This is a genomic window from Nonomuraea africana (genome assembly GCF_014873535.1).
In the GTDB taxonomy this organism is placed as follows: Bacteria; Actinomycetota; Actinomycetes; order Streptosporangiales; family Streptosporangiaceae; genus Nonomuraea; species Nonomuraea africana.
Window position 1 is genome coordinate 6,132,427 of record NZ_JADBEF010000001.1, and the last position, 25,661, is coordinate 6,158,087.

The window sequence follows — 25,661 nt, forward strand, 5'->3', positions numbered from 1 at the left end:
GCCCGCTTCCCATTGCTTTCATACGCTGATACCTACCAAGCGCTTGACCAAGCCCGAGGTGACGGCTAGTGAACATCGATCTCGTCGATCAGGACCACTACGCGACATTCGGCCCCCCGCACGAGCAGATGCGCTGGCTGAGAGAGCACGCTCCCGTCTACTGGCACGAGGGCGAGCCGGGATTCTGGGCCGTCACCCGCCACGAGGACGTCGTCCACGTCTCCCGCCACTCCGACCTGTTCTCCTCCGCGCGCAGGCTCGCCCTGTTCAACGAGATGCCGGAGGAGCAGCGGGAGCTGCAGCGGATGATGATGCTCAACCAGGACCCGCCCGAGCACACCAGAAGGCGCTCCCTGGTCAACCGCGGCTTCACCCCGCGCACCATCCGCGCGCTGGAGCAGCACATCCGCGACATCTGCGACGACCTGCTCGACCAGTGCTCAGGCGACGGAGACTTCGTCACCGACCTCGCCGCGCCCCTCCCGCTCTACGTGATCTGTGAACTGCTCGGCGCGCCCGTCGCCGACCGCGACAAGATCTTCGCCTGGTCCAACCGCATGATCGGCGCCCAGGACCCCGACTACGCCGCCTCACCGGAGGAGGGCGGCGCCGCGGCCATGGAGGTCTACTCCTACGCCTCCGAACTGGCCGCCCAGCGTCGCGCCGCCCCGCGCGACGACATCGTCACCAAGCTCCTCCAGTCCGACGAGAACGGCGAGAGCCTGACGGAGAACGAGTTCGAGCTCTTCGTGCTGCTCCTCGTGGTCGCGGGCAACGAGACCACCCGCAACGCCGCCTCCGGCGGCATGCTCACCCTCTTCGAACATCCGGACCAGTGGGACAGACTGGTCGCCGACCCCTCCCTCGCCGCCACGGCCGCCGACGAGATCGTCCGCTGGGTCTCACCGGTGAACCTCTTCCGCCGTACGGCCACCGCCGACCTCACGCTGGGCGGGCAGCAGGTCAAGGCCGATGACAAGGTGGTGGTCTTCTACTCCTCGGCGAACAGGGACGCGTCGGTCTTCTCCGATCCGGAGGTGTTCGACATCGGACGGTCGCCGAATCCGCACATCGGCTTCGGCGGCGGTGGCGCGCACTTCTGCCTGGGGAACCATCTGGCCAAGCTCGAGCTTCGGGTGCTCTTCGAGCAGCTCGCCAGGAGATACCCGCGCCTGCGGCAGAACGGCGAGGCCCGACGGTTGCGCTCGAACTTCATCAACGGCATCAAGACCCTCCCCGTCACCCTCGGCTGAACCCTCACCCCGGCCGACCCCTCCATCGGGTTCGGCCGGGGCCCAGCTCCAGGCAGCATCCCGCGTCCTCGCAACTCGAACGCCGCATGCGACCAGCGTTCGAGGGGCCGCCCGCGAGACCAGAACCGATACACCCGCCCGAGAGATCAGAGCCAGACGCACCACCCAAGGGAGCGGAGACCGAGGCGCCACCCCAGGGAGCACCAACCGAAGGCTCCCGATGGTCCAGCAACCGATGGACCGCTCCGGGGACCCAAGCGAGGGGGCACCCCGGGCGGGCTGACTGATCGTTTTCTTGATGAAATCGGTGTCGGCTGGTGGTCGGTGACCTTCGTGGGCGGCCTCTGCCGAGGTGGCCGCTGGTCCTGTTCCCGACGACCTGTGGGAGCAAATAGCGCCGCCGCTTCCGCCGCACCCCGAGCGAAGGGTTCCACCGTCGCGGCCGGCTTCGCGCGCCCGATCGGGCCGCCCTGGCCGGCATCGTCTCCGAACGGGCCTGCTGGAGACGGACGGCCAGCCCGATCGTGACTCCGCCTGCGGCCGATGAGATCCGACAGCCGCCCGCCCAGGAGGAGGAGGCAGCCCGCGCACAGATCGTGATCACCCACTCGCGGCTCGGATCCGACAGGGCATTCGTCGTCGGGTCACTGGAGGATCTGGCCGAACTCGCCGAACGAAGGCCAGCGCGGAAACCGATGTGGATCTCGTCGCCGCCCATGAGGCTCGCCGGCTCGTAGCGGCCGGTGGTAGGGCCTGCCCTACCGTGACGCACCGGCGCACCTCACCCCAAAGATGCTGGTCAGCGCCATGGGAGGGGCGGTCGCGTCGCCGTACTGTCGTCGATGCATGGATCTGACCGCGAGGTCTGAATCCTTCTCGAATGGCAATAGGCAAGTAAAGAGGTAATCAACATGGCTAGGGACCGGAAGCACATCAGCCGTCGGGGACTGGTGGCGACGGCGGTGATCGCGATGGGAGCGGTCCTCGCCCCCGTGGCGGCTCAGGCGGCCCTGTCCGACACGGTCGGCGGGAGGCAGAACCCGGTCCGCGCACTGGAGCAGGCGGCGCACCAGCTGCGCTCGACCGAGCCCGGGAAGAACACGGCCGACCTGCGAGCTCTGGGTGCGATGATCGGCGACGCCAAGGTGGTCGGCCTTGGTGAGGCCACCCACGGCTCGCACGAGTTCTTCACCATGAAGGAGCGGGTCTTCCGCTACCTCGTCGAGGAGAAGGGCTTCACCACCTTCGCCCTGGAGCTGAGCTGGTCTGCGGGGCTCGAGATCGACGAGTACCTCCAGACCGGCAAGGGCGACGCACGCAAGATCGCGAAAGCGGCGCTGGCCGGCTCGCCGTGGGACCGGGAGGAGTTCGTGAGCCTCATCGAGTGGATGCGGGACCACAACCGCCGCCACCCTGGCCGCACGGTCCATTTCATGGGTGACGACATCGGCGCCCCCAAGCTGAGCGACGACTTCTTCAACCGGGTGACCAGCTACGTGCAGCGGACCCACCCGGAGTCGCTGCCGCACCTCACGCAGCTCTACGCGGGTCTGCGCCCGATCGACGACGTGTTCGCCTATCTGGGCAAGCCCCTCGCGGAACGGCAGCGGCTCGCCGCCAAGGCACGGCAGGCCCTGGATCTGATCAGCAGCCGGAAGGGCCCGGACGAAAGCGAGTTCGAGCTCGCGGTCCAGAACGCCCGATCCATCGCCCAGACGGCCACGTTCCTCGCCTTCGACCTCACCGACAAGGCCGCGCTGCCCGTCGCGCAGCGCTACCGCGACCAGGTGATGGCCGAGAACACCGCCTGGTGGCAGCGGCGCACCGGCGACAAGATGCTGCTGTCGGCGCAGAACGACCACGTCGGGTACGCCGCCGGTGAGCCCACGCTGTACCCCAAGACGCAAGGGTCGTACCTGCGCGACACACTGGGCAGGAAGTACCTCCCCATCGGCTTCACCTTCAACCAGGGCTCCTTCCTGTCGAAGGACGCCGCTCTCAGCGGCGACTGGAAGAAGTTCACCGTGGGCGCGGCCGAGCCCGGCATGAACGAGTACACCCTCGACAAGGTCCGTTACCGGGACTACTACCTCGACATCCGCGACGCTCCGGCCGCGGCGCGCACCTGGCTGGACGTCACCCGCCCCACGCGCAATATCGGCACGCAGTACCCCTTCCCGCCCGGCAACCTCGCGATCGCCCGCTCCTTCGACGTCCTCATCCACCTCCACGACGTCCGGGAGGCCGACCAGTCGAAGCCGTGACGGCGAGCCGCCCTGGCGCCCACCAGGCCCTCGGCGTCGCGGGGCGCCATCGACCTCTCCTGCCCTGGTGGAGGAAGGCCACGAAGCCGGCCTCCGCCAGGGTCGGCTGGGGCTCGCCTGCGGCATCATCCGCCTCCGGTGACCTCGCGAAAGGGTTCCGGATGGGCGGCTTCTCGGTAGGCGCCGGGAGTGACGCCGTACGTTCGCGTGAACCAGCGGGTCAGGTGGCTCTGGTCGGCGAAACCCGCCCGCGCCGCGACCTCCCCCAACGGGAGACCCTCGGCGATCAGGCGGCGGGCCGTACGGAGTCTGAGCTGGCGTTGGTAGTCGCTCGGGGCCATCCCGTACACGGCGTGGAAGGCCCGGTAGACGGTGAAACGGCTGCATCCCGCCGACTCCGCCAGGTCGGTGGCGGTGAGGTCGTCGAGGTGGGAGTCGTTCAGGCGGCTCCTTACCCGTTCGGCGATCAGCGCGGTGCCGCCGGCAGCCGGACGGCGGGCGTCCACGGAGCCGAAAGACCTGCTGCCCCTGCGTGCCATCGCCGCGAGCGTCGCCCTGAGCAGCTCGTCGCGGCGGAGGGCCGAGGCGCCACCGAGCAGGGCGAGGTGGAGGGCGTGCAGTGACCGGGCGAGCAGCGGATCGTCGAGGACGGGTTCGGCGAAGAGGGGAAGCCCGGTACGGCGGCCCGTGGTGTCCTCCAACGCGTCGGCCACCAGCTCCGTGCCGATGTGGAGGATCCGGTAGGTGAACCCGAGCTGGTCGGCGGCGTGTCCGTCGTGCGGGTCGTCGGGGTTGAACGCCATGACCATGCCCGCGGCGCTGGTGTGCGCCGAGCCCCTGCACTTGAAGGCCTGGGCGCCGTCCTCGGTGACGCCGAAGCTGTAGGTGTCGTGGCTGTGGCGGTGGTAGACGTGGCGCACGAAGTGGGCGTGCATGGCTTCCAACGGCCTGTCGGGAGAGCGCCAGTAGCGGGACCAGTCATGCGTCACCCTCCCATTCTCACCAACCCGGCAACCCACCAGCGCTTCGCGCAGGCAGTGGAGCCACCGAGGCGTCCTCGGGAAGCGGCTGAGGCGCAGGGTGAAGTGACAGCCCCCGTCGGACGGGCGGGAAGGCGGGCGGGTCGCCCGGAAGCGGCCAGGCGGGGTTCGAAGGAGACGTGGAAGGAGCCTGACGTCTCGGTGGGTCAGCAGCGGCGCTGGAGGGGCGTGGAGGACGGGCGGTCACCGGTGACCGGGGTGGCCTGTCGGGTGCTTGCCGTAGCGGAGGGGGCGCCTGGAGCGCGCGCCAGGCCGGGCGATCGACCGCGCGCGCTGAAAGAGAGCCGAGCCAGACAGCCGAACCCGCACACCGAAAGAGAACCAGACCAGGTGGTCGAACCCGCGTGCCGGGAGAGGTGTCAGCGGAGCGGGAGGAGTTGGTCGAGGGCGGATTTGACGCGGTCGACGGTCACCCCGCAGGTGCGCAGGCGGTGTGCCAGGAGGGAAGCCGCCAGCGGGGCCAGCAGCTGGTCGGCCAGGACATAGGCGTCGGCCTTCGGATCCGCCTGGCCGATGAGCATCGACAGGTGCGCGTGGTAGCCGTCGTACGCGCCGCCGAACCGGGCGAAAGGGCTCGCCGTCTCGGCCATCAGCAGCAGGTCGAGCTGCTCGACCGTGCGGTCCGTCAGCGCGTGCAGGAAGGCGCGGATCCTGGTCACCGGGTCGGCTCCCGGGCCGAGCGGTGGCGGGCCCTGAATGAAGGCCGACTGGAACTCGCGCTCCCTCTCGTCGATCAGCGCGTACGCCAGCCCCGAGCGGTCGCCGAACCTGCGGTACAGCGTGCCGACGCCCACCCCCGCAGCGGCGGCGACCTCGGCCATCGCCAGTCCCTCCACGCCGTGGACGGAGACGATCTCGGCCGCCGCGGCCAGGATCTTCGCCCGGTTGCGCGCGGCGTCGACGCGCTCGCGTCGCGGGTTGGTCACAGCCTCCACGGAGACAGCCTACTGAAAGCCTTGCAAGCGGAATGCGTTCCGGTTTATCGTGCAACCGGAACCTATTCCGTATATGGAGGACGTCATGACACGCAGAGTCGCGCTGGTCACCGGAGGAAGCCGCGGCATCGGGGCCGCCATCGCCCTCAGGCTGGCCGCCGAGGGCGCCGATGTGGTGATCACCTATGCGCGTGCGGCCGACCGTGCCGCGACGGTCGTCAAGGAGATCGAGGCCGCGGGCGTTCGCGGGCTGGCCGTGGCGGCGGAGGCGTCCGACGCGAGGCAGGTCGTCGCGGCGGTCGAAAGGACGGTCGCCGAGTTCGGCCGGATCGACGTGGTGGTCAGCAACGCGGGCGTCGCGCCGTTCGGGCCGCTGGAGGACGTGACGCTCGAGGAGGTCGACAGCACACTGGCGATCCACGCGCGCGCCGCGTTCGTGCTGGCCCAGGCGGCCGCCAGGCACATGGGCAGGGGCGGCCGGATCATCTGCATCGGCAGCAGCCTCGCCGAACGCGTGCCGTATCCGGGCTGGACCCTCTACTCGATGAGCAAGTCGGCGCTGATCGGGCTGACGAAGGGCCTGGCAAGGGATCTCGGCCCGAGGGGCATCACCGCCAACCTCGTGCATCCGGGGTCGACGGACACGGAGATGAACCCGGCCGACAGCCAGGAGGCGGAGGAGGAGCGCGCGTTCACCGCCCTGAACACCTACTGCAGCCCCGACGACATCGCCGCCACCGTCGCCCACCTCGCAGGGGAGGGCGGCAGGCACATCACCGGCGCCGCCATCACCGTCGACGCGGGCACGACGGCCTGACGTCATGGCCTGGGTGCTGCTCGTCCTCGCCGCCGGGCTGGAGATCGTCTGGGCCACCGCGCTCGAGCGTTCGGACGGGTTCTCCCGCCCATGGCCCGCGCTCCTCGGCGTGGCCGCGGCGGCGCTGAGTCTCGTGCTGCTCACCTTCGCGCTCAGGTCGCTGCCGATGGGCACGGCGTACGCCGTCTGGGTGGGCCTCGGCGCCGTCGGAGTCGCCGCGGCGGGCATCGTCGCCCTGGGCGAGAGCGCGTCGCCGGCCAGGCTGGCCTGCCTGGCGCTCATCGTGCTCGGCGTCATCGGGCTCAGGCTCCTGGACGGATGACCCGCGCACCAGCGTTCAAGACGGAGGACGGCGCGGTCGGCAGGGTGGACGGCATGCGGTTCGATACGAAGATCGGCATCGTCGTCCGGGAGGACCTCGCTGCCTGGCAGAAGCTCAACGTCACCGCCTTCCTGGCCAGTGCCGTCGCCGGTGGGGAGCCGGAGACGATCGGCCGGCCGTACGAGGACGGCTCGGGAAACGAGTACCTCCCGATGTTCAGGCAGCCGGTGCTCGTCTACGCCACGGACGGCGAAGGGCTGGCCGGGGTGAGGGAGCGCGCCATGGCCCGCGGGCTGCGGGTGGCCGTCTACACCGAGGATCTGTTCAAGACCGGCAACGACGACGACAACAGGGCGGCGGTGCGCGCCGTGCTGGAGGAGGACCTGAGGCTGGTCGGGCTCGCGATCTACGGGCCGCGCAACGCGGTGGACAAGGTGACGAAGGGCCTGTCGCTGCATCCGTGATCACCACCTGCGGCGGCGGGCGGAGCGCAGCCTGCCGAGGATGCGGGTGACCTGATCGGGCGCCGGTTTCCAGCCGCACTCGATCAGGGCGTTGGCCACCTGCTCGACGAGGTCGGCGCCGCGCCCCGGGATCACGTCACGGCGGACGGTGATGACGCGCCATCCCGCGGTGCGCAGGGCGGCGCGGCGGCCAAGGTCGCGCCTGCGGTCGGCGGCCGAGGTGTGGTGCTCGTGGCCGTCGTACTCGACGGCGAGCATGAAAGCCGGCCATCCGAGGTCGAGGTGGACGAGACGGCCGCCGGGCAGGTCGACGCGGATCTGGGTGGCGGGGCGGGGCAGCCCGCCCTCGACGAGGATGACCCTGAGCCAGCTCTCCCGAGGGGAGGCGGCGCCCCTGTCGGCCATCGCGAGCGTCTCCCAGAGGCCGCGGAAGCCCGTGGCCCTGCGCAGGAGGCCGTCGTGATCGACGCCGCGGCGCAGGAACTGGTCGACGATGGCGATCCCCTCAGGACGAGGGAGCCGCTGGGCGCAGTCGAACGCGGTGCGTTCGGGAGTGGTCACGCGGACGGACCTGTGGCAGGTCACGTCGGCGGACGGGAGCGAGGCGACATGAACGGCGCACCCAGGCACCTCCGCCGGGTGCGGGACTGCCAGCTCGACGGGCCACGCGTCCTCGCTCTCGCTCAGGGCGTCGAGGCCCCAGATGTGAGCGGCGGTGCGGAGACAGGCGGCGGCGCCGGAGACCATGCCGGTGAACAGGCGGGCCCTGTCGAGGAGGGAGGGTTGCACGGGGCCAGGATGGCGGGGCGGCGCGCGGCCCCGGACGTGCGAACAGGATTCTGTGGACGGCCGGCCGTTGTCCACAGGCGGTCGCGGCTCAGGGCCAGGAGGAGTCCTGGTCCGGGTCGCCGCCGTTGGACAGGAGCCGGATGTCCGATTCGACCATCATCGCCACCAACTCCTCGAAGGGCACCGTGGGCTCCCATCCGAGCTGCACCCGGGCCTTCTTCGGATCGGCGCACAGCAGGTCCACCTCGGCGGGCCGGTGCAGGCTCTGGTCGCCGACGACGTACTTCTCCCAGTCGAGCCCCGCCGCCGTGAACGCCGCCTCGACCAGTTCCCTGACCGAGTGCGTGCGCCCGGTACCGATCACGTAGTCCTCGGGGGTGTCGGCCTGGAGCATGAGATGCATGGCCCGCACGTAGTCACCGGCGAAACCCCAGTCGCGGCGCGCCTCCAGGTTGCCGAGCCGCAGCTCGGAGGCGAGACCGAGCTTGATCCGCGCCGCCCCGAGCGACACCTTGCGCGTCACGAACTCCGCGCCCCTGCGGGGCGACTCGTGGTTGAACAGGATTCCCGACACCGCGAACATCCCGTAGGACTCGCGGTAGTTCTGGGTGAGGAAGTGACCGTAGGCCTTGGCCACGCCGTACGGCGAGCGCGGGTGGAAGGACGTGCGCTCGTTCTGCGGAGTCTCGCTGACCTGCCCGAACATCTCCGACGAGGAGGCCTGGTAGAAGCGGATGGAGGCGCCGCGCGAGGAGCACACCCTGATGGCCTCCAGCATGCGCAGCACGCCCATGCCCGTGACCTCGGCCGTCAGCTCGGCCTGCTCCCACGACATCGGCACGAAGGAGATCGCCCCGAGGTTGTAGACCTCGTCCGGCTGCACCTTCTCCACCGCGGAGATCAGCGACCCCTGGTCGAGCAGGTCACCCCTGACCACCTGGACATCCGCCAGCAGCTTGCGCATCCTCGACACGCGCGGGTTGGCCTGCCCCCTGGCCAGACCCCACACCTCGTACCCCGAAGCGAGCAGGTGCTCGGCCAGATAGGAACCGTCCTGCCCGGTGATGCCGGTGATCAGCGCGCGCCTGGCCAACGAGGCCCTCCATCGATAGTCCTTGGGACGGGAATGTACAGCTAGGTCCCCCAACGAAGCATCAGCCCTCATAGAACGCGTTCCACCGAACGACGTTCGGTACGGCTAACTTCCCAGTTCGCGCCCCGTGAAAGCCATCCGAGGAACAATTCCACAAGAGGCCCCTCATACCTACCCAATGGTAAGGTGCGCAGACTAAGGTCATCTTTCACGGTACCGGGCGGAGAAAGGGGTGCCAGTGGGCGACTCTCTGCGGATCGCGCTGCTGTCCTACCGGAGTAAGCCCACCTGTGGAGGTCAAGGCGTCTACCTCCGCCACCTGAGCAGGGAACTGGTCGCACTCGGCCACCACGTCGAGGTCTTCTCCGGCCAGCCGTACCCCGAGCTCGACGAGGGCGTGGTGCTCAACAAGGTCCCGAGCCTCGACCTCTACCGCGACGAGGATCCCTTCCGCACGCCGAAGCTGCACGAGTACCGCGACTGGATCGACTGGCTCGAGGTCGGCACCATGTGGACGGCGGGCTTCCCCGAGCCGCTGACCTTCACGCTGCGCGCCTACCGCGAGATGAAGCGGCGCCGCAAGGACTTCGACGTCGTCCAGGACAACCAGACGCTCGGGTACGGCCTGCTCGGCATCCAGAAGCTACTCCCGGTGGTCGGCACGATCCACCACCCGATCAGCGTCGACCGGCGCATCGAGCTGGAAGCGGCCAAGGGCGTCAAGAAGCTCACCATGCGCCGGTGGTACGGCTTCGTGAAGATGCAGGCCAAGGTCGCCCCGCGGCTGAGCCCGATCCTCACGGTGAGCGAGTCGAGCCTGGCCGACATCCACCGCGACTTCAACGTGCCGCAGGCAAACATGCGCCTGATCCCGCTGGGCGTCGACACGCGCTACTTCCACCCGCGGCCCGACAAGCCGCGCAGGAAGGGCTCCATCGTCGCCGTGGCGAGCGCCGACTCCCCCATGAAGGGCGTCTCGACGCTGCTGAGAGCGGTCGCCAAGCTGGCCACCGAGCGCGACGTGACCCTCACCGTGGTCAGCAAGCCCACGCCCGGCGGCCCGACCGAGCAACTGGTCCAGGAGCTCTCCCTGCAGGACAGGGTCCGCTTCGTCCACGGCATCTCCGACGACGAGCTGGGCGAGCTGATCGCCACCTCGGAGATCTCCGTGGTCCCGAGCCTCTACGAGGGCTTCTCGCTGCCCGCCGTCGAGCACATGGCCTGCGCCACGCCGCTGGTCGCCAGCCGTACGGGTGCGCTGCCCGAGGTGGTCGGCGACGCCGCGGTGCAGGTGACGCCGGGTGACCCCGAGGAGCTGGCCGCGGTGCTGCGCCGCCTGCACGACGATCCCGAGGAGCGCGAGCGGGTCGGCAGGGCGGGCTACGACCGCGTGATGGAGCGCTACACCTGGAACGTCGTCGCCAAGAAGACCGTCGAGGCCTACGGAGAGGCCATTGAGGAGTTCGGCAAGTGCTGACCGTCGACTTCGCCCGGCTGCCGGTCGGGCCGGGTATGCGCGTGCTCGATCTGGGGTGCGGCGGCGGCCGCCACGCCTTCGAGGTGCTGCGCAGGGGCGCGGACGTGGTCGCCTTCGACATGGACCAGTCCGAGCTCGACGGCGTCAAGTCGATGTTCGCGGCGATGGAGGAGACCGGCGAGGCCGTGGGCACCGGCGAGACGGTGCAGGGCACCGCGCTGGACATGCCGTTCGAGGACGGCACCTTCGACCGGGTGATCGCCGCCGAGGTGCTGGAGCACATCCACGAGGACACGACCGCCATGCGGGAGATCCTTCGCGTGCTCAAGCCGGGCGGGCTGGCCGCGGTCACCGTTCCGGCGTTCCTGCCCGAGCGGATCTCGTGGGCGCTGAGCGAGGAGTACCACACCGCTCCCGGCGGGCACATCCGGATCTACACGCTGGCGGAGCTCAGGGCCAAGCTCAAGGCCACCGGCTTCAAGGTCGGCCCGCACCACTTCGCGCACGGCCTGCACGCGCCGTACTGGTGGATCAAGTGCGCGGTCGGCGTCGACAATGACGAGCACCCGCTGGTCAAGGCCTACCATCAGCTGCTGGTCTGGGACATCATGAAGCGGCCCAGGACGACCAGGATCGCCGAGGCGGTGCTGAACCAGCTCATCGGCAAGAGCGTGGTGCTCTACCTCAGGAAGCCCGCGTGATCTCCAGCGGCCAGGTCCTCCAGACGGCGCAGAGCATCGCGGACATCCAGGAGGACGACGGCGGCGTGCCATGGCCCGAGGGCCACGTCGACGCGTGGAACCACGTCGAGTGCCTGATGGCCATGGCGGTGGCGGGCCTCACCGGCAACGTCGAGCGCGGCTACGCCTGGCTGGAGCGACACCAGCGCGACGACGGCTCCTGGCCCATGAAGCTGGTCAAGGGAGAGGCCGTCGAGCGAGGCGGGGAGTCCAACCACGCCGCGTACGTCGCGGTCGGCGTCTGGCACGACCTCCTGGTCACCGGCGAGCCGGAGCGGGCGCGCGAGCGCTGGCCCATGGTCAAGAAGGCCCTCGACTACGTCGTCGACCTCCAGACCCCGCGCGGCGAGATCGTCTGGGAGCGCGACGCCCAGGGCCGCGCCGCGGGATACGCCCTGCTCACCGGCTGTTCCTCCATCCACCAGGGCCTGCGCAGCGGCGTCCTGCTCGCCGACCGCCTCGACGACCCTCAGCCGCACTGGGAGCTGGCCGCCGACCGGCTGGCCGGCGCGCTGCAGAACCACCCCGACGCCTTCGCCGACAAGAGCCGCTTCTCGATGGACTGGTACTACCCCGTCCTCGGCGGCGCCGTCCGCGGTGACCAGGGGGCCGACCTGCTGGACAAGGAGTGGGACACGTTCGTGGTGCCGGGCCTCGGCATCCGCTGCGTCTCCGACCAGCCGTGGGTGACCGGCGCGGAGACCTGCGAGCTGGTCCTGGCGCTCGACGCCCTGGGTGACCGCGAGCGCGCCGAGCAGCTGTTCGCCGACATGCAGCACCTGCGCCACGAGGACGGCTCGTACTGGACGGGCTGGCAGTTCGCCAACCGCAAGCACTTCCCGCACGAGCGATCCGGCTACACCGCCGCCGCGGTGGTGCTCGCCGCCGACGCCCTGCTCGGGCTCACCTCGGGCGCGGCCCTCTTCCGCGACATCCCCTCCACGTACGGCAGGCAGGCCTGGCCCCACCGCGCTCACGTGGCTGAGGTCCGTCCAAGCACGCCACTCCAGCACGACTCCGGCTGATCGCCGTTACATCACCCCCGAAGCAAGCCGTTTTGCCGTTTCTTTGCCACGAGAATCGGAGCGCCGTCGAGGAGCGCCGCAAGGCCGTCACTAGGTTCGTGGCTGGCCGTACGATGCGTCTTCGGGGGAAGAGTGGGCGACACGGGCACACTGCCGTTCTTGGACCAGCTCAGGATCGAGCCGATCAACTCCCCCGCGCAGGGCATGCGCCGCCTCCTGGCGAAGGATCCGGCCGAGGCCGATCTGGGCAGGCGGCGTTTCCGCCTCAGAGCCGGTGAGGTCCGCGCCACGCTGGAGCGAGCCGAACGCTCCCACATCTTCGGCTACAACGCCGTCCTGTCCTACGAGACGGGCAAGATCGACGAGTTGCCCGCCGAGCAGCGGGGGTTCGGCTACGAGGGCGCGGCCATGGCGTGCGCCACGCTCGACCTGATCACCATGAGCAGGGGCCGGCGGGTGCACGAACTGCTGGCCGGCCTCGCCGTACGCCATCGGCACGCCGCGCACCTGGGCATCGGCCGCGCCTACGCCAGGTTGCGCCTGCGCCCGCTCTGGGGGTTCAGGAGCAGCCATCCGCTGCTGCGGTGGCTGGCGGTCGACGGGTTCGGCTTCCAGCGCTCGCTCACCCACGCCGACCGCATGGTGGGCGAGCGGTCCATGCCCGACCTGCTGACCAGGGGGCATCGGGCCATCTTCGACCAGGGCCTGGGCCGCATGCTGTGGTTCCACGACTGCGCCTGCCCCGAGGACGTCGCGGCGCGCGTCGCGGAGTTCCCCGCGGGGCGCAGGGGCGACCTGTGGAGCGGGGTGGCGTTCGCGGCCACCTACGTGGGCGGCGCCGACCTGGACGAGCTCTGCAGCCTGGCGGCCCACGCCACCGCCGACGGCTTCCGCGCCCATCTGGCGCAGGGCGCGGCCTTCGCGATCGCCGCACGGCTGCAGGAGGGACACGTGCCCGAGCAGGCGGGGCACGCCGTCCACCTGCTGGCGGGGGCCGACCCCGAGGAGGCGGCGTCGTGGACGGACACCGCGCTGATCGCGCTGGGCCACGACCCCCACACCCACGAGGACTTCCAGGCCTGGCACGCCCACACGCGCCGCGCGATGACCCGCCGCCACCGCTAGAGGCGCGCGAGGACCCTCAGCGAGCCCGTCACCGAGACCTCCTTGAAGGCTCCCGACTCCAGCGCGCGCAGATAGACGCGGTAGGGGGCCTGGCCGCCGTCGGCGGGGTCGGGATAGATGTCGTGGAAGACCAGCGCGCCGCCGGGGGCGACGTGCGGCGCCCAGCCCTCGTAGTCGCGCGTCACCGGCTCCTCGGAGTGGCCGCCGTCGATGAACAGCATGCCGAGCGGCGTGTTCCACAGCCGCGCCACCTGCTCCGACCTGCCCACGATCGCGATGACCTCGTCCTCGAGCCCGGCCGCGGCGATCGTGGCGCGGAAGGTCGGCAGGGAGTCCATCTTGCCGAAGCGCGGATCCACCAGCGTCGGGTCGTGGTGCGCCCAGCCGGGCTGGATCTCCTCCGAACCCCTGTGGTGGTCGACCGTCACCACGACCGAGCCGACCTGCCTGGCGGCCGCGCCGAGGTAGACGGCCGACTTGCCGCAGTAGGTGCCGATCTCGCAGATGGGACCGTGCTTGCCGTACTGGAGGGCCGCCTCGTAGAGGGCCCGCCCCTCGACACGGGGCATGAAACCCTTGGCGCGCTCGGCGGCCTGCAGCAGGTGGGGCGGCATCTCCATGACGAGCACCCTACTGGAGGACCTGCAAACCGAACATTCCTCTTGAACCGGATTCTGGAACCTGTTCTACTTGGCAACGTGAACCAGCGCGCCCGCATCGCGATGTCCGACGACGACGTCACCGCCTTCCTCAGGGAGTCGCGCAAGCTGCAGCTCGCGACCATCAACGCGGACGGCACGCCGCATCTGGTCACCATGTTCTACGCGCTGGACGGCGAGGGCAGGATCGCCTTCTGGACCTACGGCAAGGCCCAGAAGACACGGAACCTCGAGCGCGACCCGCGCGTCAGCTGCCTGATCGAGACCGGCGACGACTACGCCGAACTGCGCGGCATCCTGCTGTACGGCGTGGCCAAGCAGGCCGGCAGGACGCTCGACATCGGCATGGAGATCGCCAGGAGGATGACACCCGGCGTGCCCGACGAGCTGCTCCGCGAATACGTGGAGCACACGGGGAGAAAACGCGTCGCCTTCGTCGTGGAGCCCACCAAAGTGGTGTCATGGGACCACAGGAGGCTGTCATGAGAATCAAAGTCGACGACCTGGTGTGCGAGGCCAACGCGGTCTGCATGGGACTCGTCCCTGAAGTCTTCGAAGTGGACGACGACGACCAGCTGCACATCCTGCTGCCCGAGCCGCCGCCCGAGATGTTGGACCGCGTCCGCCACGCGGTGCGGTCATGTCCGAAAGCCGCCCTCTCTCTCGAGGAGTGAACCCCCCATGCGCGCAGCGCTGCTCCACACCGTAGGAGACGACAAGCTCGACATCCGCGACGACGTCACGCTGGCTCCGGTCGGCCCGACGCAGGTGCGCGTGAAGATCAGGGCGACCGGCGTCTGCCACTCCGACCTGTCGGCGATGAGCGGCGTGGTGCCCCAGCCGGTGCCGCTGGTCCTCGGCCACGAGGGGGCGGGCGAGGTCGTCGAGGTGGGCGACCACGTCACCTCCGTCCAGCCCGGCGACCACGTCATCATCAACTGGCGGCCCTCCTGCCAGGAGTGCGCGCTGTGCGTGGGCGGCCAGCCGTACCTCTGCATGAAGTACATCGTCGAGTCCTTCACCACCGGGAACTTCCGGATCGGCGGCGACACCATGGCGTACGGCATGGCCGGGTGCGGCACCTGGGCCGAGGAGATCGTCGTGCCGTGGCAGGGCGCCATCAAGGTCGACCCCTCTCTCCCGTGGGAGGCGGCCGCCCTGATCGGCTGCGGCATCACCACCGGCGTCGGCGCGGCCATCAACACCGCCCGCGTACGGCCCGGCAGCACCGTCGCCGTCATCGGCTGCGGCGGCGTCGGCCTCTCGGTCATCCAGGGCGCCCGCATCTCCGGCGCCCGCACCATCCTCGCCATCGACCCCCTCGCCGCCAAGCACGAGCTCGCCCTCAAGGTCGGCGCCACCCACGCCGTCACCCCCGACGACCTGCCAGGGGCGCTGCAGGAGCTCACCGGCGGGGCGGGCTTCGACTACGGCTTCGAGGTGGTCGGCAAGGCCGCCACCATCCAGTCCGCCTGGCAGCTCACCCGCCAGGGCGGCGACGTCATCGTGGTCGGCGCGGGCGCCATGGACGACATGGTGCAGATCTCCGCCTTCAGCCTGCTGTTCGAGGGCAAGAACCTGCTCTCCTCGCTGTACGGCGAGGCGGACGTGCGCCACGACTTCCCGTACTTCGGCGAGCTGTACAAGTCGGGCCAGCTCGACCTCGACTCGATGATCAGCGCCCGCATCAAGCTGACGGACCTGAACGAGGCGGTCGCCGCCCTGCGCAACGGCGAAGCCCTCCGCCAAATCGTCCTCATCGACTAACGGCTGCGGCGTCTTGTGGGGGGCTCGACGCCCTCAACCGGAGCCGGGGCCCTGAAGTCAGGTGAGCCACACCAGGAAGGCACTGCTAGAGCCGTCACGTCTCCCGTGATCTTTGGTGCCGACGCGGCTAGCGGGCGTCTGAAGCGTCATGATGCCTGGTCGGCGAGTGATGATTCGAAATGGCGCGGTAGCCGGTCGTCGTGGAATCGGGTGATGCCGCGGAGGCGATCGCCGGTGAGCGTGAGCACGATCACCCCTGCGGGTGGTTCGACGGCGCCGGCAAGACGCCACGTGAACGCCGGCTGCCCGTTGGCGCGGGTCGGGCGCAACTCGAAGCGCCGATCCGCGCGCCATGCGGCGCTCGCCCGCAGGAATGCGGCGATCGCCGTGGCGCCGTGGTACTCGTGCGGCGCGGGCGGCATGGCCAGCCACGCGTCGTCGGTGAGCAGGGTGACCAGTGTGTCGATGTCGTCGGTGGTGAAGGCCTCGGCGAAGCGGTGGACCAGGTGGCGCTCCTGTGCCGACCCCGGCGCGGGCGGTTCGGCTCGGGCGTCGCCGCGGTGCCGGCCGAGAGCGGTCCGTGCCCGCTGCAGCAGTCCTTTGACGGCGGTCGGTGTGGTGTCGAGCATCGGCGCGGCCGCGCCGAGCGGGTAGCCGAGCACGTCGCAGAGCACCAGGGCGGCGGCCTGCCGCGGCGGGAGCCGCTGGAGCGCGGCGACGAACGCCAGCTCGATCGCCTCCCGTGTCGCGTAGCGCGCCTCGGGGCCGGGCTCAGCGTCGGGCACGTGCTCCAGCAGCGTGTCCGGGTACGGCTGGAGCCACGGCACGTCGCCGTGGCGGCTGGGCTCGGGCGGCTGGAACGGCGGGCGGGGTTCGGGCGGGATCCGCCGGCCGCGGTCGCGCAGCGCGTTGAGGCAGCGGTTGGTGGCGATGCGGTACAGCCACGACCGCACCGACGCGCGATGTTGGAAGCCGTCCAAGCCGCGCCAGGCCGCCAGCAGCGTCTCCTGCAGCACGTCCTCCGCGTCGGTCAGCGAGCCGAGCAGCCGGTAGCAGTGCAACAGCAACTCGTGCCGGTACGCCGGGATCAGCTCATCGAACGCGATTTCCGCCACGACCGTTCCGTTCTGCGGCTCGCCGGTGTCGTAAGAGGTGACACCGGAAGGAGACATCATGACCAACCCAGCATTGCAGATCGCGCTCGCCTACCACCGCGCGTGGACCGGTAAGGACCTCGACCTGGCGTTGACGTACCTCGCCGACGAGGTGGTGTGCGACGCCCCGGCGGGACGGATCGTCGGCATCGAGGCGTACCGGGACTTCCTGGCGCCCTTCGCCGAGCGGCTCCTCATCAGCGTGGAGATGATCGCCGCGTTCGGGGATGACAGCACGGCCGTGCTCGTGTACGACACCGAGACGATCCCGGCCAAGAGCGCACCGGCGGCCGAATGCGTCACGGTCCGAGACGGGAAGATCGTCTACAACCGCTTCGTGTTCGACCGCACGCCGTTCGACGAGTTCCGCCGCCGGCAGGAGCCGGCCCGTCCGTAGCACGCGGAGGGAGGAGCAAGCGGTGGCGTACGACGAGGTGTTGGCCAGCCGGGTGGAGGACCTGCTCGGCGGCCGGCCGGACGTGACACGGCGGCGGATGTTCGGCGGGCTCGTGTGGCTGGTGTGCGGCAACATGGCCATCGCCGTACGGGGCGAGGGCGGCCTGCTGGTGCGGATCGCCCCTGACGACCACGACGCGATGCTCGCCGAGGCCGGCACCGCCGCGATGGTCATGCGCGGCCGGCTGATGGTCGGCTGGATCACCGCGACTCCGGAGGCCTGCGCCACGCCGCCGGACCTGGCCAGGTGGGTGCGGCGGAGCCTGACCTACGCTCGGACCCTGCCGCCGAAGTGACGGCCGCGACCACGTGGGGAGCCGCGGCGCAGGCCGCGGCTCCCGGCAACCAACGCGAACGATCTCCACCCCATCGCCGCCTGGCCGACCGGCCTCCCGAAAGGACCTAACCGGTGGGGCATCCTCGGTCGGGGTTGTCCTCGGGCAGTTCCTCCGGACCCGCCACGACCGTCGCCTTGCCCGGTTCCGTGAGGTAGCCGCCGTGCACGCGCCACGATTCGGGCACCGAGGGCTTCGTCACGGCTTCACCGGCCTCCAGATCGTCGACGGCGAACTCGGCGATGCTCACCCCGCGCTCCGCCAGCATCGCCCGCACCTCGGTGACCGTCTTGTTGAAGTACGGCACGCAGTGCATGGGCTCGCCCTTGGCGTCGAACGAGGTGATCGACTGGTACTGCTCGCCCGGATTGGCCTTGCGGCCGACGCTGATGTCGGCCGTGCCGTCGAACGAGTCCGGGATCTTCACCCCGATGGCGCAGCCGTCCAGCCTGTCGCACGCGCCCGGCGGGTAGATGCCCTTGATGTCTTCGACGTACTGGTTGCCGGGAGTGGTGGGGAACACCTGGCCCTCGAAGGCCTGGGACACGGGCAGCACGCGAAGGGTGATGTCGAGGCCCGCGGCCCGCAGTTGCGCCTGATAGCGCTCCGGGTCGGCGTAGAGATCGTTGATCTCGATGACGTAGTAGCCGTCCTCCCGATCGATCTCGAGCGCCGCGGCCGACGCCGGACCGAGGCCGGACCCCGAGGGCAGTATCCAGGTCAGCCCCAGCACGGCGGCGGTCAGCGCGCCGGTCACCGGGACGGCCAGCCGCCAGGTCAGCCACCCCCGGGCCCTCGGCGCCGCGGGGGCGGGCTCACTCTCGGTGATCTCGCGCATCAGCTCGCGGGCGCCGTCGCTCACCTCTCTCACGGGCTCGGCGGCGAACCGGGCGACGAGGTGATCGATGTCGGTCTTCATGACTGCCTTTCCGCTAGTGCGACGGCCCGCGGGCCGTACGAGGTGAGGTCGAGGTGGGCGGCGGCCAGTTCCCTGGCGAGCCGCTTGCGCGCGCGGTGCAGCCGAATCCGCACAGCGCCGTGCGAGCAGCCCAGCACCTTGGCGATCTCGGGGCTGCTGAGCCCCTCCCAGGCCACCAGCGCGAGCAGTTCCCTGTCGTCGCCGGACAGCCGCCTGAACGCCTCGTACGCGGCCCCCGAGTCGCGTACGGGCATGGCTTCGGCCCAGGTCGTGACCTCTTCGCGGAGCCGCTGGGCCAGCGCGGTGCGGCGTTCCTCGGCACGGAAGTGGTTGGCGAGCACGCGTCTGGCCACGCCGTACAGCCAGAGCCTGGCCTCCTCCCCCTTCGGCACGTCGCCGATGCGCCGCCAGGCGGTGGTGAACGTCTCGGCGATGGCGTCCGCGATGTCATCGGGCGCGTCGGTTCTTCGCTTGATGTAGGTGGCGACGGCTGGATAGTGCGCCGAATAGATCTCCTCAAAGCGCGTCTTCAGCTCTGATGACCCCATACGGCGATCCTTCCGTCCGACGACAACACTTCAGGAGATGTCCGGCTAAGCCCAGATGTTTCACAGCGCGGGCGGTAACACAGGGGGTGCATCCGGACATCTACTGCCACGTGACTCTTTTTGATCAACAGGACAGCGAGGGCGCTCCGTGTACTTAAAAATCGGACTCGTCCTCGCGGCGACGATCAGCATCGCTCCCGCACCAGCCCCCGGAACCGCTGCCGAGCAGCTCGGCACGGGCAGGTCCGGCAGCGTGACTCTGCTCACCGGGGACAGAGTGGTGGTCACCGGCCAGGCGTATCGCGTGGAACCCGGCCCCGCAGGGACGTGGGGTTCATGAAACAGGTCCTGGACGGTCACCTGTACGTGATCCCGTCCGACGCCCGCCCGCTGGTCGCTCAGGGGGTGCTCGACCGGCGGCTGTTCGACGTCACCCAACTGCTGCAGTGGCGGTACGGCGACGCCGACACGGGCGACATCCCCTTGATCACGCAGTCGGCCACGGCACCCGCGCTCAGGGGCGCGCGGGAGGCCCGGCCGCTCGCCGGCCTCGGCATGACCACCCTCCGCGTGCCCAAGACCAGCGCGGCGCAGACGTGGAAGGAGCTGGCGGGCGGCGCTCGCACCCTGACCGCGGGCGCGGGCACGACGAAGATCTGGCTGGACGGCCGGCGCTCCTTCAGCCTCGACGGGAGCGTCAAGCAGATCGGCGCCACCGAGGCGTGGAAGCAGGGGATGACCGGCGAGGGCGTCACGGTCGCCGTTCTCGACTCCGGCTACGACCCCGATCATCCGGACCTGAAGGACGTGGTGGTGCAGGCGCGCAACTTCAGCGCGGAACCCGACGTCCGCGACCTCTTCGGCCACGGCACTCACGTCGCCTCCACCATCGCGGGGAAGGGCGAGAAGTACCGGGGCGTGGCCCCCGGCGCCCGGCTGGCCATCGGCAAGGTGGGCGGCATCTCCGGCATCACCGACTCCGCCCTCCTGGCGGGCATGGAGTGGGCCGCCGTCGAGGTCGGGGCCAAGGTCGTCAACATGAGCATCGGCGGCCCCGACCAGGCCGAGATCGACCCCGTGGAGCAGGCGGTGAACACGCTGTCGGCGCGGACGGGCACGCTGTTCGTCGTCGCCGCGGGCAACGACGGCGGGGGGCGGCCGGTGAGCACGCCCGCCAGCGCGGACGCCGCTCTCGCGGTCGGCGCGGTCGACCGGCAGGACCAGATCGCCGACTTCTCCAGCACGGGTCCGCGCGAAGGCGACCACGCCGTCAAACCGGACATCACCGCGCCAGGGGTCGAGATCGTCGCCGCGGCGGCCGCCGGCACCGCCGAAGGCTCCCACGTCGCGAGGAGCGGCACCTCCATGGCCACCCCGCACGTGGCAGGGGCCGCGGCGATCCTCGCCCAGCGCCACCCCGGCTGGACCGGCCAGCAGCTCAAGGCCGCCCTCACCGGCAGTGCCGTCCCCGCGCAGGGGGCCACGCCGTACCAGCAGGGCACCGGGCGGGTGGACCTGGTGCGCGCGCTGAAGCAGCAGGTCGTGGCACAGGCGGAGGGCGCCTGGGCCGCCTTCCCGCGGGACGGCCCTGACGGACGCGAGAAGACCGCGACCCTCACCTACACCAACTCCGGCGACACTCCGGTGACCCTCGATCTGACTGAGGACGGCGAGGTGCTCGAGCTCGGCGCCCAGCGGCTCGAGGTGCCCGCAGGAGGGCAGGCGTCGGTCTCCCTCGCGATCGACGCGACCGGCAAGGCCCCCGGCGACTACGTCGGGACGGTCACCGCCACCGCGGGCGACACCGTGATCCGCACCCTGGCCGGCGCATACGTCGAGCCGGAGTCCTACGACGTCACCGTGAAGGCCATCGACAGGAACGGTGACCCGGCCGGCCCCCAGACCTACGCCCAGTTCTACGACCCCCGCACCGCCGCCACCAGGGAAGCGTTCTTCCAGGACGGCACAGCCAGGATCCGGCTCCCCAAGGGCGACTGGAACCTCATTACGGATATCTGGGGCCGGACGTTCGGCACGGTGCTCTCCCACACCTCGGTGAAGGTCGATCGCGCCGGCCAGCAGGTGACGGTGGACGCCCGCCAGGGCAGGCAGGCGCTGATCACGCTGGACGACGCGACCGCGGCGCCGCTGAACGTGGCCGACGTCGAGCTTTCGCTCGGGCCGTGGACGATGGGCTTCACGCAAGGGTCGCCCATGGGTGTGACCTCGAGGTTCTACTTCGTTCCCGTACGGCAGGAGGGAATGCGTGCCTCGTTCAGGACCTTCTGGAAGAGCAAGGACGTGTCGCCGAGCCCGTACCTGTACGACCTCGTCGCCCGTTACACCGACGGGTTCCCCGACGATCCCTCGTACGCGGCGCGGCAGAAGGACCTGGCGAAGGTGACGGCCGCCTACCGGGCGTCCGGGGTGGCCGCCAAGGGCCTGCCGCTCTTCGGGCACCGGCTCGGCGCCGAGCCGGCGAAGTTCCTGATGGCGCCGCTCGATGACGTGGACCTGCCCGGCACCCGCACGTACTACCGGACACCAGGGCTGGTCTGGGACAGCGCGTTCCAGGTCGGCGACACCCTGCTGGTGGCCGACGGCGGCAGGGCCGTGGAGCGCGGGCACACCCGCGAGGTGTGGAACGCCGCGGTGAGTGGGCCGTCACTCGCGAGGCCCGGCGGCAGCCGTACCGGAGACAAGCTCACGTTCCCGGCCGGCGCGCTCTTCGCCGACGGCGGGGCGGGCCGCACGGGGGCGGACGCCGCGGCCACCGGCACGGCGACCCTCACCAGGGACGGGCAGGTGCTGGCCAAGACCGACCTGGCCGGCTGCTGGCTCGACCGGCCGAAGGCGTGCGAGCTGCGCGCCGACCTGCCGGGAGAGGACGCCACCTACGCGCTCAGCACGTCGATGCGCAGGCAGGTGCCGTACTCGACGCTGTCGACGGCGGTCGACGCCACCTGGACGTTCCGGTCGTCGCACACGCGGCAGGAACGGCCGCTGCCGCTGATGGTCATGCGCTACGCCCCGGCCGGGCTCGACGACCTCAATCGGGCCAAGGCGGGCTCGCGGACCCGGCTGCCGATGTGGCTCGAGGGGAACCCCGGGACGCGTCCGCAGGCGGTGCTCGTCCGGCTGGAGATGTCGTCCGACGACGGCGCGAGCTGGCATCGGGTTCCGGTGGTCCGCACCGCCTCGGGGTGGACCGCCGTGGTGCCGAATCCGCGGACGGCGGGCTTCGTCTCGCTGCGGGTGAAGGCGACCGGCGCATCCGGCGCCGACGTCGTCCAGACCGTCACCCGCGCCTACGCCGTTCACTAGGGGCGGCACCCGACCACTGCGGGGCCGGCGCCGTCGAGGCGCCGGCCCCGCAGTGGTCGGGGGGCAGGCGTCAGATCCAGCCGCGCTCCTTCGCCAGCAGGGCCGCCTGGAACCGGTTCCCCGCCCCCAGCCGGTTCATCAGCTCCGCCACGTGCGCCCGGAACTTCCGCAGCGAGATGTTCACCGCGCGCGCCGCGATCTCGTCCTTGTCGTACAGCGCGAGCGACTGCAGCACCTGACGCTCGATCGCCGTGAGCGGAGGCTCGTTGAGGTCGCGGCCTCTGGCCCACATCATCTCGAATCCGTCGACGAGGGTGGCCACCACGCCCGGCTGGCGGATCATCAGCGCCCCCACGAGACGATCGGTGGGGTCGATCTGCACGAAGGCCACGGACCTGTCGAAGATGATGACCTTTCTGTTGCGGCTCGAGGTCATGCGGTGCAGATCTCCCAGCGCGTGCTGCTCGCGTGCGTACGCCAGCTGCTCGGGATCACCCATGTACTCCTCGGACACCAGGGTTCTGGCGACGAGCCCGGCCGACAGGCGTCTGCGGAAGCGGGCGACATTCGCGTCGTCGTAGCGCTCGGTCCTTGCCGTGTTCTTCGTGTTCATGATCTCCTTGCTGGTGGCGGAGATCTCCTGGATGCGGCGGGAGACGTTGTCCACACCCTCGATCCGCTCGATGAGCTCGACCGGGCGGCCGCTGCGCTGCTCCTCCGACAGGTCGCGCACGATGTCCCAGGCCGCGCTGAGCTGGTTGAGCTCACGCGAGGTCTGCTCCATGCGCCGCCGGATGAGCAGATCGACGGCGACCCTGGGCGGGACGGAGGCCGGGCCTTCCTCGACGATCCCCAAGGTCCTGAGCCGGTCGAGGATGGCGGGAACGTGGCGGATGCCGAGTTCGGCGGCGGCCTCGTGGGGGTCGGAGCAGGGCGCGCGCAGGAAGAAGCGATAAACGCGCTCCTGTTCCGGGGTCAGCCCCAGGCTGGCCAGATTCACCCATGCCTCCACCCCACAGCCCGTGCAGCTTCATGCACGATGTCTGCATTTTATTCGCTTCAGTCACGTCTGCCGCTCCGCCATCCTTCAGTCCCGAAAGCATCATCGAAGGAGCTATCCATGGGGACCCTTGACGACCGCTTCGAGGTCATCGACACGTGCACGCGGATGGTCTGGCACGCCGACCAGCGTGAGTGGCAGAGCCTCGCTTCGGTCTTCGCCGAGAAGGTGACGCTCGACTACACGAGCCTCAACGGCGGCGAGGCCGTCACGCTCACCCCCGACCAGATCGTGGGCGCGTGGTCGCAGTTGCTCGGCGCCTTCGACGCCACCCAGCACCTGCTCGCCAACCACCTGGTCTCCTTCGGGGACGGCACGGCGGTGTGCACGGCCGCCTTCCAGGCCACGCACCGGCTGGCCAACCCGTTCGGCGCGCCGCTGTGGACGCTGGGCGGCACCTACCGCTTCGACTTGGTCCGCACCGGGGACGGGTGGCGCATCGCCGGCGTGGTGATGACCGCGACCTGGGCCGACGGCAACAAGGACCTCATGAACCTGGCCGGCTCCCGGTGAAGCGAGGGACGGCTCTGCTGATCGGCGGCGTCGCCGTCCTGGTGATCGGGGGCGGTGTGGCGCTGGCGGTCGCGAACGGGCCGGACGCCGCGGCCGGGCAGGCGCTCCCCCAGCCGGCCACAACCACTGCTGCCGCGAGCACTCAGGCGACCGCCGAGACCTCGGGGGAGAAGATCACTGTGGATCCCGCCGCCCAGCGCTACGTCGACGCGGTCGCCAAGGAGGACCTCGACGCCCTGGTCGCGTCGTTCGCGCCGGACGCCGTCATCGTCGACGTCGGCCGCGAGATCCGCGGTCACGACGCCATCCGCCACTGGGCCGACACCGAGGTCATCGGCGGGCGGCTCACCGTGCTCGGCACCACCCCCCGGCAGGGCGGCACCACCATGCTGGTCCGCTTCGCGCCAGGAGGCACCGGCGGCTTCCGCGCCTCCTACAGCTTCGACATCTCCGGTGGCCTGATCACCAAGGCCACCCTCGAGTACGCCTGACCCACTGTCACCGAAGGACGGCAATGACACATCGCGAAAAGGTCACCTTCGCCAGCGATGGCGTGACGCTGACCGGCAACCTGTTCCTTCCCGACGGCGCGACCTCGGCCCCTGGCGTCGTCGTGGCCGGCACCTGGACCAGCGTCAAGGAGCTGATGGCCGACCGCTACGCCGAACGGCTCGCCGACCGCGGCTACGCGGCGCTCTCCTTCGACTTCACCGGCTTCGGCGAGTCGGCGGGCGAGCCCCGCGACGTCGAGTCACCGGCCCAGAAGGTGCGCGACATCCACCACGCCCTGACGTTCCTCGCCGGCCACTCCGCCGTCGACGCCGACCGCCTCGGCGCGCTGGGCATCTGCGCGGCCGCCATGTACATGTCGGCCAACGCCGCGGACGACCCGCGGGTGAAGTCGCTCGCGCTCGTGGCCCCGTGGCTGCACGACGCGGCGATCTGCGAGAGCGCGTACGGCGGCGCGGAGGCCGTCGCCCAGAAGATCAAGGTGGGCGAGGAGGCGCGGGCGACGTTCGAGGCGACGGGCGAGGTCGAGTACGTCCCCGTCGTCAGCACGACCGACCCCCGGGCGGCCATGCCGTACGACATCGACTTCTACCTCAACCCCGAGCGCGGCGGCATCGCGGCGTGGCCCAACAGGTTCGCGGTCATGGCCTGGTCGGACTGGCTGACCTACGACTCCATCGTCCTTGCCCCGCGCATCACCCAGCCCACGCTGATCGTCCACAGCGAGGACGCGGCCATCCCCGAGGGGGCGCGCCGCTTCCACGAGGGCCTGGCCGGCGCCAAGGACGTCCTCTGGACCCAGGGCACGCAGTTCGACTTCTACGACCAGGAACCCCAGGTGACGGTGGCCGCCGACGCGGTCGCCGCCCACCTGGGCAGCACACTGCGCTGACCCTCCCCCTGGCGCGGCCCGAGTCACCCTCCGGCTCGGGCCGCGCCGCCCCGCTATCGGTGTGCCCAGAGGTCGCGCAGGAGGGCGATCTCCGCGCCGTGGTGGATCGCCTCGCGATGGGTGGTGTAGTCGTCGCCAGTGCCAGTCGAGCTGCTCGTACAGCTCGGTGCTCCAGTCGAC

Annotated in this window: 27 protein-coding genes; 18 read left to right on the forward strand and 9 right to left on the reverse strand. The window is 70.4% G+C overall.

From position 1 onward, the window contains the following. The first annotated feature begins 68 nt into the window (after nucleotides 1-68). The gene (locus H4W81_RS29040; RefSeq protein WP_318782019.1) at nucleotides 69-1,253 is read left to right on the forward strand and encodes a cytochrome P450; all 1,185 of its coding nucleotides are present in this window, start codon (nucleotides 69-71) and stop codon (nucleotides 1,251-1,253) included. Between the two features lie 911 nt (nucleotides 1,254-2,164). Then, the gene (locus tag H4W81_RS29045; protein WP_192777730.1) at nucleotides 2,165-3,517 is read left to right on the forward strand and encodes an erythromycin esterase family protein; all 1,353 of its coding nucleotides are present in this window, start codon (nucleotides 2,165-2,167) and stop codon (nucleotides 3,515-3,517) included. Between the two features lie 125 nt (nucleotides 3,518-3,642). Here H4W81_RS29045 and H4W81_RS29050 read toward each other — a convergent pair whose 3' ends face one another. Together H4W81_RS29050 and H4W81_RS29055 are read right to left on the reverse strand one after the other, a co-directional pair. Next, the gene (locus H4W81_RS29050) at nucleotides 3,643-4,506 is read right to left on the reverse strand and encodes a helix-turn-helix transcriptional regulator (protein ID WP_318782020.1); all 864 of its coding nucleotides are present in this window, start codon (nucleotides 4,504-4,506) and stop codon (nucleotides 3,643-3,645) included. A 410-nt stretch (nucleotides 4,507-4,916) separates the two neighbouring features. Beyond that, entirely contained in the window at nucleotides 4,917-5,492 is a 576-nt protein-coding gene (locus tag H4W81_RS29055) for a TetR/AcrR family transcriptional regulator (RefSeq protein WP_192777731.1), read from the reverse strand. An 85-nt stretch (nucleotides 5,493-5,577) separates the two neighbouring features. On the opposite strand from H4W81_RS29055, the gene H4W81_RS29060 reads away from it, so the two are divergent. The 3 genes from H4W81_RS29060 to H4W81_RS29070 are packed head-to-tail and all read left to right on the forward strand — an operon-like array spanning nucleotide 5,578 to nucleotide 7,095. After that, nucleotides 5,578-6,309, forward strand: coding sequence for an SDR family NAD(P)-dependent oxidoreductase (locus H4W81_RS29060; RefSeq protein ID WP_192777732.1), 732 nt, complete (start codon nucleotides 5,578-5,580; stop codon nucleotides 6,307-6,309). Nucleotides 6,310-6,313: 4 nt separating this feature from the next. Continuing rightward, on the forward strand, nucleotides 6,314-6,631 hold the full coding sequence (locus H4W81_RS29065; protein WP_192777733.1) for a DMT family transporter: 318 nt from the start codon (nucleotides 6,314-6,316) through the stop codon (nucleotides 6,629-6,631). Next, complete coding sequence (locus tag H4W81_RS29070) at nucleotides 6,628-7,095, forward strand: DUF2000 domain-containing protein (protein WP_344820587.1); 468 nt, start codon at nucleotides 6,628-6,630, stop codon at nucleotides 7,093-7,095. Before H4W81_RS29065 ends, H4W81_RS29070 begins: the two co-directional genes overlap by 4 nt. On the opposite strand, the gene H4W81_RS29075 is transcribed toward H4W81_RS29070, so the two are convergent. Then, the gene (locus H4W81_RS29075; RefSeq protein WP_192777734.1) at nucleotides 7,096-7,884 is read right to left on the reverse strand and encodes a type IV toxin-antitoxin system AbiEi family antitoxin; all 789 of its coding nucleotides are present in this window, start codon (nucleotides 7,882-7,884) and stop codon (nucleotides 7,096-7,098) included. Between the two features lie 88 nt (nucleotides 7,885-7,972). Then, on the reverse strand, nucleotides 7,973-8,977 hold the full coding sequence (locus H4W81_RS29080) for a GDP-mannose 4,6-dehydratase (protein WP_192777735.1): 1,005 nt from the start codon (nucleotides 8,975-8,977) through the stop codon (nucleotides 7,973-7,975). A 232-nt stretch (nucleotides 8,978-9,209) separates the two neighbouring features. Here H4W81_RS29080 and H4W81_RS29085 point away from each other — a divergent pair, with 232 nt between their 5' ends. The 4 genes from H4W81_RS29085 (at nucleotide 9,210) to H4W81_RS29100 (ending at nucleotide 13,344) form a co-directional block, all read left to right on the forward strand. Next, entirely contained in the window at nucleotides 9,210-10,454 is a 1,245-nt protein-coding gene (locus H4W81_RS29085; protein ID WP_192777736.1) for a glycosyltransferase family 4 protein, read from the forward strand. Beyond that, the gene (locus H4W81_RS29090; protein ID WP_192777737.1) at nucleotides 10,448-11,155 is read left to right on the forward strand and encodes a class I SAM-dependent methyltransferase; all 708 of its coding nucleotides are present in this window, start codon (nucleotides 10,448-10,450) and stop codon (nucleotides 11,153-11,155) included. The genes H4W81_RS29085 and H4W81_RS29090 overlap by 7 nt, the downstream gene beginning before the upstream one ends. Further along, a complete protein-coding gene (locus tag H4W81_RS29095; RefSeq protein WP_318782021.1) occupies nucleotides 11,152-12,219 on the forward strand; it encodes a prenyltransferase/squalene oxidase repeat-containing protein in 1,068 nt (355 codons plus the stop codon). Before H4W81_RS29090 ends, H4W81_RS29095 begins: the two co-directional genes overlap by 4 nt. 159 nt (nucleotides 12,220-12,378) lie before the next feature. Next, entirely contained in the window at nucleotides 12,379-13,344 is a 966-nt protein-coding gene (locus H4W81_RS29100; protein ID WP_192777738.1) for a DUF1702 family protein, read from the forward strand. On the opposite strand, the gene H4W81_RS29105 is transcribed toward H4W81_RS29100, so the two are convergent. Next, on the reverse strand, nucleotides 13,341-13,964 hold the full coding sequence (locus H4W81_RS29105; protein WP_420538727.1) for a class I SAM-dependent methyltransferase: 624 nt from the start codon (nucleotides 13,962-13,964) through the stop codon (nucleotides 13,341-13,343). The two genes, H4W81_RS29100 and H4W81_RS29105, sit on opposite strands and share 4 nt — an antisense overlap. Before the next feature lie 78 nt (nucleotides 13,965-14,042). Here H4W81_RS29105 and H4W81_RS29110 point away from each other — a divergent pair, with 78 nt between their 5' ends. Genes H4W81_RS29110 through H4W81_RS29120 form a run of 3 tightly spaced genes read left to right on the forward strand, consistent with a single transcriptional unit; the run spans nucleotide 14,043 to nucleotide 15,770 of the window. Further along, the gene (locus H4W81_RS29110; protein WP_192777739.1) at nucleotides 14,043-14,489 is read left to right on the forward strand and encodes a pyridoxamine 5'-phosphate oxidase family protein; all 447 of its coding nucleotides are present in this window, start codon (nucleotides 14,043-14,045) and stop codon (nucleotides 14,487-14,489) included. Beyond that, nucleotides 14,486-14,677 carry a ferredoxin gene (locus H4W81_RS29115; protein ID WP_192777740.1) on the forward strand — a complete coding sequence of 64 codons (192 nt, stop codon included), beginning with the start codon at nucleotides 14,486-14,488 and terminating at the stop codon, nucleotides 14,675-14,677. Before H4W81_RS29110 ends, H4W81_RS29115 begins: the two co-directional genes overlap by 4 nt. Nucleotides 14,678-14,684: 7 nt before the next feature. After that, nucleotides 14,685-15,770: a Zn-dependent alcohol dehydrogenase gene (locus H4W81_RS29120; RefSeq protein ID WP_192777741.1), complete on the forward strand. Its 1,086-nt coding sequence runs from the start codon at nucleotides 14,685-14,687 to the stop codon at nucleotides 15,768-15,770. Between the two features lie 146 nt (nucleotides 15,771-15,916). Here H4W81_RS29120 and H4W81_RS29125 read toward each other — a convergent pair whose 3' ends face one another. Beyond that, on the reverse strand, nucleotides 15,917-16,945 hold the full coding sequence (locus tag H4W81_RS29125; protein WP_225958840.1) for an RNA polymerase subunit sigma-70: 1,029 nt from the start codon (nucleotides 16,943-16,945) through the stop codon (nucleotides 15,917-15,919). Here H4W81_RS29125 and H4W81_RS29130 point away from each other — a divergent pair. Beyond that, entirely contained in the window at nucleotides 16,944-17,321 is a 378-nt protein-coding gene (locus H4W81_RS29130) for a nuclear transport factor 2 family protein (protein ID WP_192777742.1), read from the forward strand. The two genes, H4W81_RS29125 and H4W81_RS29130, sit on opposite strands and share 2 nt — an antisense overlap. A gap of 22 nt (nucleotides 17,322-17,343) precedes the next feature. Beyond that, on the forward strand, nucleotides 17,344-17,676 hold the full coding sequence (locus tag H4W81_RS29135; RefSeq protein ID WP_192777743.1) for a TfoX/Sxy family protein: 333 nt from the start codon (nucleotides 17,344-17,346) through the stop codon (nucleotides 17,674-17,676). Between the two features lie 106 nt (nucleotides 17,677-17,782). Here H4W81_RS29135 and H4W81_RS29140 read toward each other — a convergent pair whose 3' ends face one another. Further along, the gene (locus tag H4W81_RS29140) at nucleotides 17,783-18,634 is read right to left on the reverse strand and encodes a hypothetical protein (RefSeq protein ID WP_192777744.1); all 852 of its coding nucleotides are present in this window, start codon (nucleotides 18,632-18,634) and stop codon (nucleotides 17,783-17,785) included. Next, nucleotides 18,631-19,182 carry an RNA polymerase sigma factor gene (locus H4W81_RS29145; RefSeq protein ID WP_192777745.1) on the reverse strand — a complete coding sequence of 184 codons (552 nt, stop codon included), beginning with the start codon at nucleotides 19,180-19,182 and terminating at the stop codon, nucleotides 18,631-18,633. Before H4W81_RS29145 ends, H4W81_RS29140 begins: the two co-directional genes overlap by 4 nt. 336 nt (nucleotides 19,183-19,518) lie before the next feature. Between H4W81_RS29145 and H4W81_RS29150 the strand changes: the two genes are divergently transcribed. Then, complete coding sequence (locus H4W81_RS29150; protein WP_192777746.1) at nucleotides 19,519-22,506, forward strand: S8 family serine peptidase; 2,988 nt, start codon at nucleotides 19,519-19,521, stop codon at nucleotides 22,504-22,506. A 70-nt stretch (nucleotides 22,507-22,576) separates the two neighbouring features. On the opposite strand, the gene H4W81_RS29155 is transcribed toward H4W81_RS29150, so the two are convergent. Further along, nucleotides 22,577-23,506, reverse strand: a complete 930-nt coding sequence (locus H4W81_RS29155) for a helix-turn-helix domain-containing protein (protein ID WP_192777747.1) — start codon at nucleotides 23,504-23,506, stop codon at nucleotides 22,577-22,579. A gap of 120 nt (nucleotides 23,507-23,626) precedes the next feature. Here H4W81_RS29155 and H4W81_RS29160 point away from each other — a divergent pair, with 120 nt between their 5' ends. Genes H4W81_RS29160 through H4W81_RS29170 form a run of 3 tightly spaced genes read left to right on the forward strand, consistent with a single transcriptional unit; the run spans nucleotide 23,627 to nucleotide 25,481 of the window. Further along, nucleotides 23,627-24,079: a nuclear transport factor 2 family protein gene (locus H4W81_RS29160; RefSeq protein WP_192777748.1), complete on the forward strand. Its 453-nt coding sequence runs from the start codon at nucleotides 23,627-23,629 to the stop codon at nucleotides 24,077-24,079. Continuing rightward, a complete protein-coding gene (locus tag H4W81_RS29165; RefSeq protein ID WP_192777749.1) occupies nucleotides 24,076-24,570 on the forward strand; it encodes a nuclear transport factor 2 family protein in 495 nt (164 codons plus the stop codon). The genes H4W81_RS29160 and H4W81_RS29165 overlap by 4 nt, the downstream gene beginning before the upstream one ends. Before the next feature lie 23 nt (nucleotides 24,571-24,593). After that, nucleotides 24,594-25,481 carry an alpha/beta hydrolase gene (locus H4W81_RS29170; RefSeq protein ID WP_192777750.1) on the forward strand — a complete coding sequence of 296 codons (888 nt, stop codon included), beginning with the start codon at nucleotides 24,594-24,596 and terminating at the stop codon, nucleotides 25,479-25,481. Nucleotides 25,482-25,661 lie beyond the last annotated feature (180 nt).

Excerpts from the sequence above, each read along its gene's own strand:
- H4W81_RS29045 (WP_192777730.1), top strand. The coding sequence starts at position 2,165 with ATGGCTAGGGACCGGAAGCACATCAGCCGTCGGGGACTGGTGGCGACG.
- H4W81_RS29060 (WP_192777732.1), top strand. The coding sequence starts at position 5,578 with ATGACACGCAGAGTCGCGCTGGTCACCGGAGGAAGCCGCGGCATCGGG.
- H4W81_RS29065 (WP_192777733.1), top strand. The coding sequence starts at position 6,314 with ATGGCCTGGGTGCTGCTCGTCCTCGCCGCCGGGCTGGAGATCGTCTGG.
- H4W81_RS29070 (WP_344820587.1), top strand. The coding sequence starts at position 6,628 with ATGACCCGCGCACCAGCGTTCAAGACGGAGGACGGCGCGGTCGGCAGG.
- H4W81_RS29105 (WP_420538727.1), bottom strand. The coding sequence starts at position 13,964 with ATGGAGATGCCGCCCCACCTGCTGCAGGCCGCCGAGCGCGCCAAGGGT.
- H4W81_RS29115 (WP_192777740.1), top strand. The coding sequence starts at position 14,486 with ATGAGAATCAAAGTCGACGACCTGGTGTGCGAGGCCAACGCGGTCTGC.
- H4W81_RS29120 (WP_192777741.1), top strand. The coding sequence starts at position 14,685 with ATGCGCGCAGCGCTGCTCCACACCGTAGGAGACGACAAGCTCGACATC.
- H4W81_RS29130 (WP_192777742.1), top strand. The coding sequence starts at position 16,944 with ATGACCAACCCAGCATTGCAGATCGCGCTCGCCTACCACCGCGCGTGG.
- H4W81_RS29125 (WP_225958840.1), bottom strand. The coding sequence starts at position 16,945 with ATGATGTCTCCTTCCGGTGTCACCTCTTACGACACCGGCGAGCCGCAG.
- H4W81_RS29140 (WP_192777744.1), bottom strand. The coding sequence starts at position 18,634 with ATGAAGACCGACATCGATCACCTCGTCGCCCGGTTCGCCGCCGAGCCC.
- H4W81_RS29145 (WP_192777745.1), bottom strand. The coding sequence starts at position 19,182 with ATGGGGTCATCAGAGCTGAAGACGCGCTTTGAGGAGATCTATTCGGCG.
- H4W81_RS29150 (WP_192777746.1), top strand. The coding sequence starts at position 19,519 with ATGAAACAGGTCCTGGACGGTCACCTGTACGTGATCCCGTCCGACGCC.
- H4W81_RS29160 (WP_192777748.1), top strand. The coding sequence starts at position 23,627 with ATGGGGACCCTTGACGACCGCTTCGAGGTCATCGACACGTGCACGCGG.
- H4W81_RS29170 (WP_192777750.1), top strand. The coding sequence starts at position 24,594 with ATGACACATCGCGAAAAGGTCACCTTCGCCAGCGATGGCGTGACGCTG.